The following is a 15,773-nucleotide window of genomic DNA, read 5'->3' on the forward strand; positions in this document are numbered from 1 at the left end:
CTGGCACAGGACAAGAGATATTTTGGCATAGGACAAAATGAAAATCACCGGGCACAGTGCCGAGTCGATCTTCGACAGCATCCGTGAGGGCATCGGCGAGGGCCGCCTGCCGGCCGGCAGCGTGCTGCCGCCGGTGCGTGAACTGGCCGAGCAGCTGGGCGTGAACCGCAACACCGTGGCCGCTGCCTACAAGCGCCTGGATGCGGCGGGCCTGGCCAGCACGGCGGGCCGCCGCGGCACGGTGGTGCGTGGCCTGCCGCCGCCGCTGGCGCGTGAAGGCAGTACGCCCGGGCTGGCCCTGCAGGACCTGGCCGGTGGCAACCCGGATCCACGCCTGCTGCCGAACCTGCGCCTGGCCCCGGCCGCACCACGGCTGTATGGCGTGGGCACGGTCGAACCGAGGTTGGAGGCGCTGGCACGCGCCTCGCTGGATGCGGACTGCCCGGCGGGTTATGCGCTGGAGCTGACCCATGGCGCGGTCGATGGCATCGAACGCCTGCTGTCGGCGTGGCTGCTGCCGGGGGATCGCATCGCGGTGGAGGATCCGTGCTTCCTCGGCAGCCTCAACGTGCTCAACGCGGTGGGTCACGCGCCGTTGCCGGTGGCGGTGGACGCGCATGGCATGCAGGTCGATTCGCTGCGGCAGGCACTGGAGGCCGGTGCACGCGCGGTGTTGCTGACCCCGCGGGCACACAACCCGACCGGGGCCAGCCTGGATGCGAAGCGGGCGCGGGCGTTGCGGCAGCTGCTGGCCGCCTATCCGCAGGTTGCGGTGTTGATCGACGATCACTACGCGCTGCTCTCGCAGCAGGCCTATCACTCGGTACTGCCGCTGGATGGCCGGCGCTGGGCACTGCTGCGTTCGTTGTCCAAACCGTTGGGTCCGGACCTGCGGCTGGCCTGGCTGGCCTGCGATGAAGCGACCGCAATGCGGCTGCGGTTGCGGTTGGCGTCCGGCACCGGCTGGGTCAGTCATCTGCTGCAGGATGCGGCGACGTCGGTGCTGGCGTCGGCAATGCAGCGGGCGAAGATTGCCTCGGCAGGTGAGCGTTACCAGCAACGCCTGCGGTCGTTGCAGGAGCTGCTGCGTGCGCGTGGCGTACCGACGCCACAGCCGATGGAAGGGTTGAACCTGTGGCTGCCGCTGCAGGCCGACAGCCATCCACAGGTGCTGGCGCTGGCTTCGCGCGGTTGGCATGTGCGCGCGGGCGAAGTGTTCGCGGTGGCAGCGCCGGGGCATGGCCTGCGCATCACCTGCGCTGCGCTGGGGGCAACGCAGCTGCGGCAGCTGGCGGATGACCTGGCGGCGGTGTTCGCTCTGTAGCGTCGAGCCATGCTCGACGTTGCTTCGCCTTTGTAGAGCCGAGCCATGCTCGGCTGCTGTTGATAGAAGCAGTCGAGCATGGCTCGACTCTACACAAGCAGATCAGGGCGCGGCGTTGGCGCCCGGGCGCACGTAGTAGGACTGGCCACTGTCATCGACGAACATCAGCTCCGGCTTGCCCTGCCAGGAGGTGAGCATGGCGCCGGTGTTGTTCTGGTGCTTGACCATCAGGCTGGCGCCGCGGTCCGGGTTGGCGACGACCTTGAACACCTCGGTGGTGCCGGTGGCATCGTCAAGGGTGAGCAGGGCTTCGCCGCCGCGGTCGCTGGTGCCATAACCGCCGCGCTCGGAACCGTCGGGATCGAGCAGGATCAGGCCGGACAGCGCAGTGGCGCGCGGCCCCTGGCTGCGGCCCTGGCTGAGCGGGTCGGGGACCGGTGCGCCGAGGATCACCCGCGGCTGGCCGCTTGCATCGCGGATGACCAGGCCGCGTGCTTCGATGATGCGCTGTGGCGATTGGCTGCGATGCAGGCTCCAGGCGGTCCAGCCGGAAACCAGCAGGGCGAGGGTCGAGACCACCAGGGTGGTCAGCAGCAGCGCACGGGGCATCGGGTCGTCCTTCCTTGGATGTGCCGACGATAGCGGATGCGGACCGGCAATGGCCAGTTCGTTGTGTGACGTTGTGTATCGTCAGTGGAAATCGCGGCTGTGGCTGCGCAGTCCCTGCAGCAGTTCATCCAGGCAGTGCATGCGCTGCACGATGACGTGCTGCACGCCATCGACGCGTTCCAGGCGGCCATCGATCTGCATCAGCTGGGTATCGACCAGCACCCGGTGCTGGCGATCGGCCAGGTGTCGCCAGACCACGGCGTTGACCATGCCGGTCTCATCTTCGAGCGTGAGGAAGGTGACGCCGCTGGCGGTCTGCGGGCGCTGGCGCATGCGTACCAGGCCGGCGATGCGCACGCGACGGCCATGGCCATGCCCGGCCAGCTGTGCAGCGTCCAGACAGCCACGGCTGCGCAGTTGCGCGCGCAGGAACGAAATCGGGTGGCGGCCAAGTGTGGTACCGGTGCTGCGATAATCGGCCTGCATGTCCGCCCAGGCGCTGGGCAGGGGCAACGGCACGCGGGCTTCGGCAGTGGCGCGGGCCTGATCAAACAGCGGCAGCCGGTTTTCCACGCCGGAGATATCCCAGCGTGCACGATGGCGATGGCCGCTGAGCCCGCGCAGTGCCCCGGCATCGGCCAGCAGGCCCTGCTGGCGGCGGTCCAGTGCGGTGCGCTGGCACAGGTCGCCGACGTCGTCGAACGGGCGCCGCGCGCGCTCGCGCATGATGGCCTGCACGGCACCTTCGTTGCAGCCGTCGATCAGGCGCAGGCCCAGGCGGATCGCCGCCGGCCCCCTGCTGAAGTCCAGCGTGCAGTCCCAGTCGCTGTGGCGTACGTCCACGGGAAGAACGGTAATGCCATGCCGCCGCGCGTCCTGCAGCAGCTGGTCGGGGCTGTAGAAACCCAGCGGCTGGCTGTTGATCAGGCTGGCGGTGAACGCGGCGGGATGATGGCATTTCAGCCAGCAACTGTTATAGGTCAGCAGGGCGAAGCTGGCGGCGTGGCTTTCCGGGAAGCCGTAATCGCCGAAGCCCTTGATCTGCTCGAACAGGTGCTCGCCGTATTCGCGGCTGAAGCCGTTCTCCAGCATGCCGGCCAGCAGCTTCTCGCGATGCGGTTCCAGACCGCCACGGCGCTTCCACGCCGCCATCGAGCGGCGCAGGGCATCGGCCTGGCCCGGCGTGTAGCCGGCTGCTTCCACCGCCAGTTGCATCACCTGTTCCTGGAACAGCGGCACGCCCAGCGTGCGTGCGAACACGCGTTCCAGCTGCGGTGGGTAGAGCGGGTTGTCCGGGTCGTTCAACGCGTCCGGGCCTTGTTCGCGCAGGATCCGGCGCCGCTCCAGATAGGGGTGCACCATGTCGCCCTGGATCGGGCCAGGGCGCACGATCGCCACCTCGATCACCAGGTCATAGAACGTGCGTGGCTGCATGCGCGGCAGCATCGCCATCTGCGCGCGCGATTCGATCTGGAACACGCCGATGGTGTCAGCGGCGCAGATCATGTCGAAGGTCTTTGCATCCTTGGGCGGGATGGCGTCCATGCGCCCTTCGTGCAGGCCATGCTGTTTCAGCATCGCCAGGCACTTACGGATGGCCGTAAGCATACCCAATGCCAGGCAGTCGACCTTCATCAGGCCGGTGGCATCCAGATCGTCCTTGTCCCACTGGATGACGGTGCGATCGGCCATCGCCGCGTTCTCCACCGGCACCAGGGTCGACAGCGGATGCTCGGAGATGACGAAACCGCCCGGATGCTGCGACAGGTGGCGCGGGAAGTCGATCAGCTCGGCGGTCAGCGCCAGCAGGCGCCGCATCAACGGCGTGTCCGGATCGAAACCGCGCTCGCGCAGGGTTTCCGGCAATGGGATGTTGCCGCCCCAGTGGTCCATCGCCGCGCCCAGTTCGTTGACCTGGTCCATCGGCAGGCCCAGTGCGCGGGCCACGTCACGGATCGCGCTGCGGCCACGGTAGCTGATCGCCACCGCGGTCAGTGCGGCGCGCTCGCGGCCGTAGCGCTTGAACACGTACTGCAGCACCTCCTCGCGACGCTCGTGCTCGAAGTCGATGTCGATATCCGGCGGCTCGTCGCGCTCGGCGGAAATGAAGCGCTCGAACAGCAGGTTGCTGCGTGCCGGGTCGATCTCGGTCACGCCCAGCACGAAGCACACCGCTGAGTTGGCCGCTGAGCCACGGCCCTGGCAGAGGATGTCCTGGCTGCGCGCAAAGCGCACGATGTCCTGCACGGTGAGGAAGTAGGAGGCGTAGTTCTTCTGCTTGATCAGCGCCAGTTCGTGCTCGATCTGCGTGCGTTGCTTCGCTTCGATGCCGCCTTTCCAGCGCCACCGGATGCCGCGCTCGACCAGCACGCGCAGCCAGCTGTCCGGATCGTGTCCTTCGGGCACCAGCTCACGCGGATAGGTGTACTGCAGCTGTTCCAGGGTGAAGTGGCAGCGTTCGGCGATGCGCAGGGTTTCAGCCAGCAGTTCGGGCGGATACAGCTGGGCCAGCGCGGTACGCGGGCGCAGGTGGCGCTCGCCATTGGGAAACAGGCGCCAGCCGGCCTCGGCCACGCTGCAGCGGTGGCGGATCGCGGTCAGTGTGTCCTGCAGGGCACGGCGGCGGCGCACGTGCATATGCACATCGCCACTGGCGACCAGGGGCAGGCGGTGGCGTTCGCCGAAGGCCCGCAGCTGCTGCAGGCGGCGTGCGTCATCGTGTTCACGGTGCAGTTCCACCGCCAGCCACAGCCGATCATCGAAGCCGGTGCGCAGCAACTCGAGATCGGTGGCGGATGGCTGCCGGTCCAGCCACAGGCACAACAAACCGTCGGGCAGGCCGAGCAGATCGTCGCGCAGGCAGCGGTACTCGCCCTTGGCAGCCCGCCGCCGACAGGTCGTGATCAACTGGCACAGCCCGGCATAGGCGGTCTGGTCGGTGCACAGCAGGGCCAGCTTCGGCCCGTCCTCGACCTGGAATTCGGCGCCGACGATCAGTGCCACGCCATGTGTCTTCGCTGCCTGCCAGGCGCGCACGATGCCGGCCAGCGAGCATTCGTCGGTGATCGCCAACGCGCGGTAGCCTTGGCCCGCGGCGCGCGCGAACAACTCTTCGGCGATCGAAGCACCGCGCTGGAAACTGAAGGCCGACAGGCAGTGCAGTTCGGCGTAGCCGGGCAGTTCGCTGTGCATGGCGGCTCAGCCGAACCAGCCGTGCAGCATCCACGGCGCATGTGGATTGTTGCGGTCACGGAAAGCCCAGCCGCGCTGGCCATGCGCGGTTTCCACCACGTAGTAGTCGCGGCGCGCGTCGGCCTGGTCCCACCAGCCCGATTCGATCCGCTCCGGTCCGGTGACGATGCGCAGCCTCGGATCACGCAGCGGTTGCGGCGCATCCAGCAACCAGCCGGGGCGCAGTGGCCAGTACGACGGGGGCTTGGCCGGTGGCTGGGTGCCACTGGCGCGTTCGGGACGATGGTCGGCCTGCACTGCCAGCGGCTGCACGGCGTCATCGCCGAGCCGCGCGCGCAGGCGCTCACGCAGCTGGTTCCACGGCATCGCCTGCGCCGGCCGGGTATCGAACAGGTCACGCGCGGCGGGCACGAACGGCGGCAGCTGCTCGGCCTGCAGGCGCAGTGCGCGGCTGCCGGCCGGCAGGGCGAACGCTTCCATGCGGTTGCGTGCGATCTCGAACAGCAGCGTGGGATCGCGCTCGGGCGCCAACAGGCCGATGGTCAGCACGCTGGCCGGCAACAGGTCATGCTCGAAATGCAGGTCGAAGCGCTGCACGCCGCCATCGCGCGAGCACAGGAAGGCGGCCAGGTCGAGCAGCAGGCGGCGCAGCGGGAACAGCAGGGCCTGGCTGGATTCGATCTCGTATTCGAATTCGATGCGCGCATCGAAACGGTCCGGTGGCTGGTAGTAGCGCAATGGCGCGGTGGGCAGCCCGCGCAATGCATCCAGCTGCTGCAGGACCTCGGGGGCGAAGCGCCGGGCCAGGCTGTCGCGCGGCAGCTTGAGCACCGCCCCCAGCGTGCGCAGGCCGGAACGGCCAAGCACGGTCACCGCCTCGCTGGGCAGGCCGCAACGTGCCAGGGGCAGCTGCGCCAGCGCCGCCGGCAGCTGCTGCGCATCAAGGCCGAGGCCATCGTGGACGTTGGCCAGCACGCGCGCGGCATGTGGGGTAGGCGCGGCCACCAGGCGGTGGCGGAAGCCGAGTTCGTGCAGTTCGTTGCGCAGGCGCTGCTGGATCGTCAGCCAGTCACCGAACAGGGCGCGGCTGGCACCGATTTCCAGCACCAGCGCATGCGGAAAATCGAGGCTGACCTGCGAGCTGTAGGCATAGGCCCAGCTGGCCAGCAGCTGCCGGGTGTGCTGTTCGGCACTCGGGTCGTAGTCGTGCAGCTGCATGTCCTGCACCAGTACCTGCGCAGCCGAAAGCAGCATGCCCGGGCGCAGCCCTGCTGCACGTGCCGACGGGCTGACCGCGCGCAGCACGCGACGCTGCGCCGGCCCCTGCAGCAGGACCAGCGGCCGCTGCGGATCCGGCTGCAGGCGCAGCACGCTGTCCAGCGCCAGCTGCGGCAACAACAGGCAGGCCCAGTGCATGGCGCGTCCTCAGTGGGCGATGGCCAGCGGCAACGGCTGCGCCGGCGGCAACCCGCCACGGCACTTCAGCACCCGCACCTGGCCGTGGTCGAGCTGCAGGCGCAGGCTGGCCGGGGAGGGATTGCGCGCGGCCTGCGCCTCGCGGAACACGAAGCCCAGGCACTGGCCGCTGTCGGCAGCCACCTGCAGCCGGCGCAGTGAACGGTCGTCGGCCTGGTGCGGCCAGCACAGTACCGCCGCGCAGGCCGCAGAGCGCAGGCACTGTTCGGCGGCCCACAGTGCCTGCTTCGGCGCGGCGTGGATGATCTGCAACTGGCCCAGGTCCAGCCCGGCGGCGGCCCAGGCCGGGGCATGCGGACGGTAGGGCGGAGCGACCAGGACGATCGGGCGGTCGCGCTGGCTCAGCCTGGCCAGTGCCGGCCATACCAGCGCCAGTTCGCCAACGCCGGGCGCCGCCTGCAGCACCTCGCACAGTCCGCTGGCCGGCCAGCCGCCGCCGGGCAGGCGTGCATCCAGTGCCGGATGGCCGCTGGCCAGATGGTCGCTGGCTGGGCCCTGGCGGGCCGGGCCGCGCCACAGCTGGCGCCCGTCCAGCAGCCGGTCGAGGGCAACGACCGCACCCATCAGCCGATCCTCCCGGGGAGGCGCCGGGTGGGCTGGAAACGGCAGGAACGGGCGGAAACGGCGGGCATGGCGCGAGTATCGACGGGCCGGTATCAGGGGCTGAGACCAGACATGCTACTCGCGTTGTAAGTAGAATTACTAATGAAATCCGAGGGCCGGGTTTCAGGTTGCTGAAGGCGGTAGGAGTGCCGGCCAAGGTCGGCACCCACAGGATGCGGTTACGGGTGGACCGGCAACGCCACCGGGCGCAGGGGCGCGGCATCGCCACCGCGGATCTTCAGCGGGCCGCCGATGAAGGCGAATTCGTAGACCTTGTCGCGGGCCAGTTCGTCCAGCGCCACCAGCTCGATGATCGGCGCACCCTGCTGTGCCAGCAGGTAGGTGTGCAGCGGCACGTAGTCGTCGGACACCTCCGAGGGGAAGGTCTCGAAGCTGAGGTTGTCGGCACCGACGATCATCGCGCCGCCGTCCTCGACCAGGAAGCGTGCCGCATCCAGGCCCATGCCCGGCGGGTTGGCCATGTAGGCCCTGGGCTGTTCGAACAGGCGCATGCGGCCGGTGCGGATCAGCACCACGTCGCCCTGCTGCAGTTTCACCTTCTGGCGTGCCAGCGCATCCTTCAGGTCCTGGCGGGTGACGCGATAGCTGTCCGGCAGCATGTCCACGCCCTTGGCGGCGGCCACGTCGATCAGCACGCCACGCGCGATCAGCGGCGGGAACTTCTCGATGCCGGTGACATTCCAGCCACGATCGCCGAGATGCTTGTCGGCCTCGAAGCCGTTCCAGATCTTCCCGTGGATGCCGAAGTGGTTCAGCGCATCGATGTGGGTGCCGGTGTGGCTGTACATCGAGAACGCGGTGCCGGTGTAGCTGCGGGTGAGGTTCATGGTCTCGCCCACGCCCATCGGGTCGTCCATCACCGTGCCGCGCGGGGTGTGGGTCATCCAGAACTGGTAGTGCGGGTCGCCGGCATCCTGCCAGCTGGGCATGCCGACGTAGTACTCGGTGGCCAGGTCATAGGCCTTGCCGCCGCTGACCCGCGACAGGATCGCCGCACGCGAGGCCTCGGTGATCAGGTTGAGGCGGCCGATCTCGTCCTTCGGCCCCCAGGGGCTGGTGCCGACCTGCTGGCCGGAGGGGACGCGTTCGTGCGCGGATACGGTGGTGGAAGCTGCGGTGCCGGCCAGCAGCAGGGCCAGCGCGGTGGTCAGGGTACGTGGGGTCATGGGGAAATCTCCTTGCAGAGTGTGGAGGGCGCGGCTCTGGCCGCGACCAGGGGCGCCAGGGCCTGGCGCAGGTGTGGCAGCGGCAGGGTCTGCAGGCGCAGGCCGTTGCCGCCGATCACGGTGGGAATGGAGCGGATGCCGAGGGTCGCGGCTTCGGCACGGTCGGCCTGCACGCGCCGGGCTACTGCGTCGCTGCGCATGTGGTCAGCGAAGGCGCCACGTGGATGGCCCAGCGATTCGGCGATATCCAGCAGTACTTCGGCGTCGCCGATGTTGCGGTGCTGGTGCAGGTGCGCCCATTGCACGGCATCGAACATCGCGCCATGGGCGTCGTTGCCACCGAGCATGCCAGCGGCCTGGCAGGCCAGTGCGCCGAGCCAGCCGGACGGATACTCGAAGTCCTGTGCGCGCATGCCCTCGATATCGATGCGCGCGGTGTCTTCATGCGCGGCGCAGTCGGTCCAGTGGCGCAGGATGATCGCCTTGGCGCGCTCCATCGAGCCGAACACTTCGACCATCTGCGCGCGCGAGTCCTGCAGCACGAAGCTGCGGTGGCGTACCTGGATGCCGAGTTCGGCGCAGGCCTGCTGCAGGCGCGGGGCCAGCACGAAGCACCAGCCGCAGACCACGTCGTGGAAGAAATCGACCACCGGCGCGGCGGTGGCGGGGGAAGGAACGGAAGACATCTGCCTGCCATCGGTGAGAGGGGAGGCGGCAGAGTAGGCAGCGCGGCGTGGCCGAAACAGCACGCCGCGGGCAGCTCAGTTTTCGCTGGCGGTTACGAATCCAGGCCAGCGCAGCCGGGCAGCTCGGCGTGCAGGAAATCGATGAAGGCACGCACCTTGGGTTGCAGATGGCGCGACGTGGGGTAGACCGCATGCACGAAGCGCGGCGGATAGCGGTGGTCGGGCAGCACCTGCTGCAGTTCGCCACGGGCCAGTGCGGGTGCCGCCAGGAACGAGGGCAGGGCGCCGATGCCCATGCCGGCCACCAGCAGGTCGCGCAGCAGCAGGCTGTTGTTGACGGTGACGCGCGCTGGCAGGGTGATCGTCACCTGGCCATCAGGGCCGAGCAACGGCCAGCTGCCGGGGGAGTCGGACAGGCTGTAGGCCAGCACGCTGTGCGCCTGCAGATCGTTCACCGCCTGCGGTGCCGGATGCTGCCGCAGGTAGGACGGGGCCGCGCACAGCACCTGCTGCAGCGACGCCAGCCGGCGCGCCACCAGGCGTGAATCATCCAGCTCGGCACGCAGCCGCAGCGACACATCGAAACCTTCGCCGACCGCGTCGAGCAGGCGGTCTTCCATCACCAGGTCCAGCGACAGCTGCGGATGCTGCTGCAGGAAGCGGGGCAGCAGCGGCGACAGCGTGCTCAGCGCGAACGACTGCGGTGCATTGACACGCAGGCGCCCGGCCACCTCGCCACGCTGTTCGGCGATGCCACGTTCCAATGCGTCCAGTTCGTCGAGCAGGCGGCAGCATTCGCGGTAATAGGCGTGGCCGGTCTCGGTCAGGCTCATGCGCCGCGTGGTCCGCTGCAGCAGTACCACGCCCAGATGCGCTTCCAGCGTGCGCAGCTGTTTGCTGAGCCCGGCCGGCGACATGCCCAGGTCTTCGGCGGCACGAGCGAGCCCGCCGCGTTCGACGATGCGACGGAAGGCACGCATCAGGTTGAAGGAGTCCATGCCGGTCCCGGGCGCGATGAGAGCGTCATTGTAGATCCACGCCATGCGTGGATGTGGGAAGCGTGATGCCCGCAGGGTTGCGCCGTTTGTTCAAGCCAGCAACCCACACGCCACGCCAGCATGCAGGCCCCTCACTTCCCGGGTTGCCCATGAAGCACTGGATGCTCCGCCTGTATGCCCCGCTGTTCCTGCTTGGATTCGTCGCCACTGCCGTCGTCTGGATCGGCCACTGCCACGGTGACCCGCTGTGGCTGCTGGCCTTGCTGGCGGCCGCCATTGCGGTTTCGTTCGCCGCCGAGCGCGCGTGGCCGTATGACCCCGCGTTCAATCACGACCACGGCGACAGCCTGCGTGACGCCCTGCATGCACTGGTCAATGAAAGCCTGAACCTGCTGTCGATCGCGGCGGTGCCGCTGCTGGCGGCAATCATTCCGTGGCAGGCCTGGCCTCTGCAGTGGCCATTCGCGCTACAGGCGCTGCTGGCCATCGTCTGCGCTGATCTCGGTATCACCCTGGTGCACTACGCCAGCCATCGCATCGGCTGGTTGTGGCGGCTGCATGCGGTGCACCACAGCGTCACCCGCATGTACGGCTTCAACGGGCTGATGAAACACCCGCTGCACCAGGCGGCCGAAGCGGTGGGTGGCGTACTGCCGCTGCTGCTGTTGGGCCTGCCGATGCCGGTGGCTGCGGTGCTGGCCTTCGCCATTGCCATCCAGCTGCTGCTGCAGCACTCCAACGTGGACATGCGTCCCGGCGTGCTGGGCCGGGTGATGGCATGGGCGCCGCTGCACCGCTTCCACCACATGCGTTACGGCACCGCCGGCGACGTCAACTTCGGCCTGTTCCTGACCGCATGGGATCACCTGTTGGGGACCGCCTTCGATGCACCGGGCTATCGGCTGCAGCAACGCGACCTCGGCATCGGCAGCCAACCGGACTATCCGCGCGATTATCCGGGGCAGCTGCTGGCGCCGTTCCGCGAACTGCCGCATGGCGAGGTACCGGAGTTGCCGGAAGGCCTGCGCAGGCGCGAATGATTGAACATGTCAGGCCGCGTGCAGCTGCAGGCCCTGCAGCTGCGCGGCACCGATGCCGAACATGCGGCGCAGGCTGCGCGAGAGATGGGCCAGATCGGCGAATCCAGCGGCATGCGCACTGTCGGTCAGGTTGTGACCGCTCAGATGATGCGTGAGCGCAGTGCGTAGCCGTTGCCACAGCACCCAGCCGCGCAAGGTCACTGCCAGCTCGGACTGGAAGCGCCGGTGCAGCTGGCTGGTCGATAGGTGCGCCGCTTTGGCGATGTCGGCAGCCGGCACCGGGCCAGGCAGGTGCTGGGCGATACGGGCCAGTGCCGCCTGCACGCGGCGGTCCAGCGGTTGCGGGCGGCTCAGCCGTGGCAGCCAGTCGTGCAGCGCCAGCGCGTTACCCGGCAGCGCATGCAGGTGCCGCTGGATCTGTTCGGGATCGGCATGCGCCGGCTCAAGGAACACCGTACAGCCCGCTTCCGGCGCTGACAGGATCGCGTGCGGCTGGAACGAAGGCAGCCATAGCCGTTGGCCCTGCTGCTGCACGCCATCGATCTCGATGTGCCAGGACGTACCGTCGCTCAACAGCAGTTGATGGGCGTAGTGCGCATGCGAAGCGCTGTCACCGGCATGACCGTGCAGTACGGCGGCGTGCGCATCCAGCAGCAACGTGCCGTTCCAGGGCAGGGCGGGGGAAGACATGACGGGATTGTAGATCCACGCCATGCGTGGATGAATCTCCATCGGAATCGAGTAATTCGACAATGAAACGAAGAGCATCCACGCATGGCGTGGATCTACTGCAGGTCGCGAGAGACTGTAGAAGGCGGGGTGGGTCCGGTTGCGGGGGCGTGAGCGCCATGGGCCCGAGGCATGCCTCGGGCGGGTTGGGCAGGACGCCCAACCCAGGTCTTGCCGTGTGCGCAGGACAGCGCACACGAGCAAGCGGCGACCGAGCTTACATGGACGTACTTGCAGCGCCCCCCGCAGCCGGACCCACCCCGCCACCCCACGGATAGCCGCCTTTGCTTTTGAGGTTGCCGGCCAGCGGCCGGCACTACCGCGGGTGCCGGGCGCAGCCCGGCCGTGCGCACCCTCACCGGCCGTGCGGGTCGGGCCGGTGATGCACGTACTCGACCACCGTGCCATCGGGATGCACCGCGTTGAACGCCGCCCCGGTCGGTACCACCTGCAACGGGAAGATGATCTCGGCGCCAGCCGCGACCAGTTTGTCGTGATAGGGCCGAACGTCATCGACCAGCAGTGTCCCCGTGGTCGAAGTGAACGGGGCCAGCGCCGCCTGGCTGCCTTCGATCAGCAGGAAGGCGCCGACCATGGCCAGGCGCAGCCCGGCTTCCGGGAACGGGAAGCCCGCATCGGCCACCACGCCCTGCAACTGCTCGTAGAAGGCCACGCTGCGCTCCAGCTCGCCCGGAGCCACGAACACCCGGATCAGCACGCGCGGTGCGCGCTGGCTGGAGGTGTCACAGCGGTCGCGCCAGAGATGGTCGAAGTCGCGATGTACGTTCATGGGCTCGATTCGTGGCCAGGGACCTGCATTATCGGCAGCCCTGCGCGGCGCGCTGATGACCGCCAGTGATGGCCTGATAACTGCGGGCCAGGTTGCCCCTGTGACTTAGGTCCTGTTGACAGGTGTGAACGCCCTCGCACAATCTTCACAGGATTGGGTCGCCCTGCGCGGCCCGGGCAGGCAGGTTGTCACGCCGGGAGGAGGGTCCCGCGCGCAGACCGGCCCGCCCTTCGGCCTGCGGGACGTTGCCCGGCAACCCCTGCGCGGCATGAACGCTGCACCCTTCGGCGGCACTTTCCCTGGACCGATTGCCTTGGCAACGGAATTACGCCTGCCGATGAAAACGTTTACAAAACCGCTTGCACTGTCTCTGGCCCTGTCTGCCGCACTGGCCGCTCCGGCCTGGGCCGACCCCGCCGCGTTCACTGTGCTGACCCTGGAACAGGCGCCCAACGCCGAGGCGATGCCGGCCCTGGCGGCGCAACTGAAGAGCCTGAAGGTGGACGCGGTGAGCGTGCGCCAGGTGCAGCGCGGCATCGGCCAGGTCGATCCGCTGCAGGTGCTGGCCGACGGCCTGGGCTATGAATACCGCTTCGTTGCCGCCGGCAAGGACGACGGCCAGACCCAGCGCGGCCAGGCCGTGCTGACCCGGCTGCCGATCGCCGCCGAATCCGGCCCCGACCAGCCAGGCCTGAACTACCTGCGCTTGGACGATGGCCGCCATACCGTGGCGGTCTATACCGATGCCGGTGCAGGTGCGGCGCAGCTGCCGGCGCTGGTCACCCGTTCGCGGTTGGGCGCCCCGGCGGTGCTGCTCGGCGCAGTGGCCGGTGAATCGGCCAAGGCCGCAGGCTTCGATCCGGCGCGTGTGGCGCTGGAAGCCGATGCCAGCTATTTCAGCGACGGCTTCCAGGCCGCCAGCAGCGCACCGTTCAAGATGGAGGGCAGCACCCTGCGCGCCACCCTGCTGACACTGGCCTATGCCGCCGACAAGCACGGCGAAAAGCCATGGATGGACACCGCCCTCAACGCCGATGCGCGCGCTGCGCTGCTGCTGAAGGCGATGACCGAGGATGAGAAGTTCCAGATGCTGCACAGCTACTTCGGGCTGGGCAAAGACGGTGGCCCGCTGCCGGAAGGTGCGGTCGGTTCGGCCGGCTTCGTGCCGGGCGTACCGCGGCTGGGCATCCCGTCGCAGCAGTCGGCCGATGCCGGTGTCGGCGTGACCAATCCGGGCGGCATCCGCCCGGGCGATTTCGCCACCGCAATGCCGTCCGGCCCATCCACCGCCTCCAGCTGGAACCGCGAAGTCGCCTTCGCCGGCGGCGCGACCATGGGCCGCGAGGCATGGCAGCAGCGCTTCAACATCCTGCTGTCGGGCAGCGTCAACCTGCAGCGCGACCCACGCAACGGCCGCAACTTCGAATATGCCGGTGAGGATCCGCTGCTGGCCGGCTCGATGGTTGGCGCGCTGATCCAGGGCGTGCAGAGCCAGCACGTGATCTCCTCGATGAAGCACTTCGCGCTGAACGACATGGAGACCCGGCGCAACTTCCACGACGTGCGCATCGGCGAACAGGCCATGCACGAGTCGGACCTGCTGGCCTTCGAGATCGCGCTCGAAGCCGGCCGCCCGGGCGTGGCGATGTGCTCGTACAACAAGATCAATGGTACCTACGGCTGCGAGAACGGCTACCTGATGAACCAGGTGCTGAAGCAGGAATGGAAGTTCCCCGGTTTCGTGATGTCCGACTGGGGCGGCGTGCACAGTGGCTCGAAGGCTGCGCTGGCCGGCCTGGACCAGCAGTCGGCCGGTGAGGTGTTCGACGCGGCGGTGTTCTTCGATGAACCGCTGCGCCTGGCCGTGCATGGCGGCGTGGTGCCGCAGGCGCGCCTGAATGACATGGTCGCGCGCATCCTGCGCACGATGTTCCTGCATGGCAACTTCGACAACCCGCCGCAGCACCAGAAGGTGGATGCCGAGGCCGGCTTCGCCGTCGCCCAGCGCACGGTGGAAGAGGGCAGCGTGCTGCTGCGCAATGAAGGCAACCTGCTGCCGCTGGCCGACACGGTGAAGCGCATCGTCATCATTGGCGGCCATGCCGACAAGGGCGTGATCGGTGGCGGTGGTTCGTCGATGGTGGGCGTGACCGCCAAGGGCACCAATGCGGTGCCGGGCGTGCTGCCGACCACCTGGCCGGGCCCGGTGATCTTCCACCCGTCCTCGCCGCTGGAATCGCTGCGCGCAGCGCGTCCGGACGCGACCATCGAGTACGTGGACGGCACCAACGTCGCCGCCGCGGCCAAGGCGGCCGCGCAGGCGGATGTGGCCATCGTGTTCGCCACCCAGTGGGCCGCCGAATCGGTGGATCTGCCGGACATGCAGCTGCCGGACAACCAGGACGCGCTGATCTCGGCGGTGGCCAAGGCCAACCCGAAGACCGTGCTGGTGCTGGAAACCAATGGCCCGGTGCGCACGCCATGGCTGGCGCAGGTGCCGGCGATGCTGCAGGCCTGGTACCCGGGCATCCGCGGTGGCGAAGGCATTGCCGCGCTGTTGACCGGCCAGGTCAATCCGTCCGGCCGCCTGCCGGTGACCTGGGTGGTGGACGAATCGCAGCTGCCGCGCCCGCACATCGACGGCCTCGGCTTCAAGCCGGCCAAGCCGTTCGGTGATGTGTTCGATTTCGATATCGAAGGTGCCAACGTCGGTTACAAGTGGATGGCGGCCAAGGGCCTGAAGCCCACCTTCGCGTTCGGTCATGGCCTGTCCTACACCTCGTTCGCCTATGAAAACCTCAAGGTGAGTGTGGAAGGCTCGCGCCTGGTCGCCAGCGTGGACATTCGCAACACCGGCAAGCGCGCCGGTGCCGACGTGGCCCAGCTGTACCTGAAGCTGCCGGCCGGCAGCACCACGCCGATCCGCCTGATCGGCTATGACAAGGTGACCCTGCAGCCGGGCGAACAGCGCCGCATCCGCATCGAAGCCGAGCCGAAGACGCTGGCGCACTACGATGCGCAGGCCCGCCAGTGGAAGATCGACGGCGGCACCTACCAGGTGCAGCTGTCGCGCAATGCGGCCGAGCCGCTGCAGAGCGTGGACGTGCAGCTGGTGGAGCAGGTGCTGCGCTGATACTGC

Annotated in this window: 12 protein-coding genes; 3 read left to right on the plus strand and 9 right to left on the minus strand. The window is 68.4% G+C overall.

Annotated elements, in window-relative coordinates:
- The first annotated feature begins 37 nt into the window (after positions 1-37).
- Positions 38-1,324 carry a MocR-like B6 salvage transcription factor PtsJ gene (ptsJ, locus tag AC5P9W_RS12395; RefSeq protein WP_495219284.1) on the plus strand — a complete coding sequence of 429 codons (1,287 nt, stop codon included), beginning with the start codon at positions 38-40 and terminating at the stop codon, positions 1,322-1,324.
- A gap of 102 nt (positions 1,325-1,426) precedes the next feature.
- On the opposite strand, the gene AC5P9W_RS12400 is transcribed toward ptsJ, so the two are convergent.
- From AC5P9W_RS12400 to AC5P9W_RS12430, 7 genes are all read right to left on the minus strand, one after another.
- The gene (locus tag AC5P9W_RS12400) at positions 1,427-1,933 is read right to left on the minus strand and encodes a hypothetical protein (RefSeq protein ID WP_206621731.1); all 507 of its coding nucleotides are present in this window, start codon (positions 1,931-1,933) and stop codon (positions 1,427-1,429) included.
- Between the two features lie 81 nt (positions 1,934-2,014).
- On the minus strand, positions 2,015-5,125 hold the full coding sequence (locus AC5P9W_RS12405) for an error-prone DNA polymerase (protein WP_134730719.1): 3,111 nt from the start codon (positions 5,123-5,125) through the stop codon (positions 2,015-2,017).
- 6 nt (positions 5,126-5,131) lie between these two features.
- A complete protein-coding gene (locus tag AC5P9W_RS12410; RefSeq protein ID WP_019660230.1) occupies positions 5,132-6,541 on the minus strand; it encodes a Y-family DNA polymerase in 1,410 nt (469 codons plus the stop codon).
- Between the two features lie 9 nt (positions 6,542-6,550).
- Entirely contained in the window at positions 6,551-7,165 is a 615-nt protein-coding gene (gene imuA, locus AC5P9W_RS12415) for a translesion DNA synthesis-associated protein ImuA (protein WP_019660229.1), read from the minus strand.
- 218 nt (positions 7,166-7,383) lie between these two features.
- Positions 7,384-8,391 (minus strand): cyclase family protein, encoded by a 1,008-nt coding sequence (locus AC5P9W_RS12420; protein WP_134735607.1) that lies wholly within the window; start codon positions 8,389-8,391, stop codon positions 7,384-7,386.
- On the minus strand, positions 8,388-9,077 hold the full coding sequence (locus tag AC5P9W_RS12425; RefSeq protein WP_329842059.1) for a DsbA family protein: 690 nt from the start codon (positions 9,075-9,077) through the stop codon (positions 8,388-8,390). Before AC5P9W_RS12425 ends, AC5P9W_RS12420 begins: the two co-directional genes overlap by 4 nt.
- Before the next feature lie 92 nt (positions 9,078-9,169).
- Positions 9,170-10,120 (minus strand): LysR family transcriptional regulator, encoded by a 951-nt coding sequence (locus tag AC5P9W_RS12430; protein ID WP_329842057.1) that lies wholly within the window; start codon positions 10,118-10,120, stop codon positions 9,170-9,172.
- Between the two features lie 116 nt (positions 10,121-10,236).
- Between AC5P9W_RS12430 and AC5P9W_RS12435 the strand changes: the two genes are divergently transcribed.
- Positions 10,237-11,115: a sterol desaturase family protein gene (locus AC5P9W_RS12435; protein ID WP_227844431.1), complete on the plus strand. Its 879-nt coding sequence runs from the start codon at positions 10,237-10,239 to the stop codon at positions 11,113-11,115.
- Positions 11,116-11,124: 9 nt separating this feature from the next.
- Here the strand turns inward: AC5P9W_RS12435 and AC5P9W_RS12440 are convergent, their stop codons facing one another.
- Both AC5P9W_RS12440 and AC5P9W_RS12445 read right to left on the minus strand, forming a co-directional pair.
- Positions 11,125-11,829, minus strand: coding sequence for an AraC family transcriptional regulator (locus AC5P9W_RS12440; protein ID WP_019660224.1), 705 nt, complete (start codon positions 11,827-11,829; stop codon positions 11,125-11,127).
- A gap of 370 nt (positions 11,830-12,199) precedes the next feature.
- Positions 12,200-12,634 carry a VOC family protein gene (locus AC5P9W_RS12445; RefSeq protein WP_134731497.1) on the minus strand — a complete coding sequence of 145 codons (435 nt, stop codon included), beginning with the start codon at positions 12,632-12,634 and terminating at the stop codon, positions 12,200-12,202.
- A gap of 337 nt (positions 12,635-12,971) precedes the next feature.
- Here AC5P9W_RS12445 and AC5P9W_RS12450 point away from each other — a divergent pair, with 337 nt between their 5' ends.
- Positions 12,972-15,767, plus strand: coding sequence for a beta-glucosidase family protein (locus AC5P9W_RS12450; protein WP_164145356.1), 2,796 nt, complete (start codon positions 12,972-12,974; stop codon positions 15,765-15,767).
- Positions 15,768-15,773: the final 6 nt, after the last annotated feature.

The sequence above is a fragment of the Stenotrophomonas sp. YJH_SMC_33 genome (genome assembly GCF_059372295.1).

Bases quoted from the DNA above. Each gene is read 5' to 3' on its own strand.
- ptsJ (WP_495219284.1), top strand. From the start codon at position 38: ATGAAAATCACCGGGCACAGTGCCGAGTCGATCTTCGACAGCATCCGT.
- AC5P9W_RS12400 (WP_206621731.1), bottom strand. From the start codon at position 1,933: ATGCCCCGTGCGCTGCTGCTGACCACCCTGGTGGTCTCGACCCTCGCC.
- AC5P9W_RS12405 (WP_134730719.1), bottom strand. From the start codon at position 5,125: ATGCACAGCGAACTGCCCGGCTACGCCGAACTGCACTGCCTGTCGGCC.
- AC5P9W_RS12410 (WP_019660230.1), bottom strand. From the start codon at position 6,541: ATGCACTGGGCCTGCCTGTTGTTGCCGCAGCTGGCGCTGGACAGCGTG.
- imuA (WP_019660229.1), bottom strand. From the start codon at position 7,165: ATGGGTGCGGTCGTTGCCCTCGACCGGCTGCTGGACGGGCGCCAGCTG.
- AC5P9W_RS12420 (WP_134735607.1), bottom strand. From the start codon at position 8,391: ATGACCCCACGTACCCTGACCACCGCGCTGGCCCTGCTGCTGGCCGGC.
- AC5P9W_RS12425 (WP_329842059.1), bottom strand. From the start codon at position 9,077: ATGTCTTCCGTTCCTTCCCCCGCCACCGCCGCGCCGGTGGTCGATTTC.
- AC5P9W_RS12430 (WP_329842057.1), bottom strand. From the start codon at position 10,120: ATGGCGTGGATCTACAATGACGCTCTCATCGCGCCCGGGACCGGCATG.
- AC5P9W_RS12435 (WP_227844431.1), top strand. From the start codon at position 10,237: ATGCTCCGCCTGTATGCCCCGCTGTTCCTGCTTGGATTCGTCGCCACT.
- AC5P9W_RS12440 (WP_019660224.1), bottom strand. From the start codon at position 11,829: ATGGCGTGGATCTACAATCCCGTCATGTCTTCCCCCGCCCTGCCCTGG.
- AC5P9W_RS12445 (WP_134731497.1), bottom strand. From the start codon at position 12,634: ATGAACGTACATCGCGACTTCGACCATCTCTGGCGCGACCGCTGTGAC.
- AC5P9W_RS12450 (WP_164145356.1), top strand. From the start codon at position 12,972: ATGAAAACGTTTACAAAACCGCTTGCACTGTCTCTGGCCCTGTCTGCC.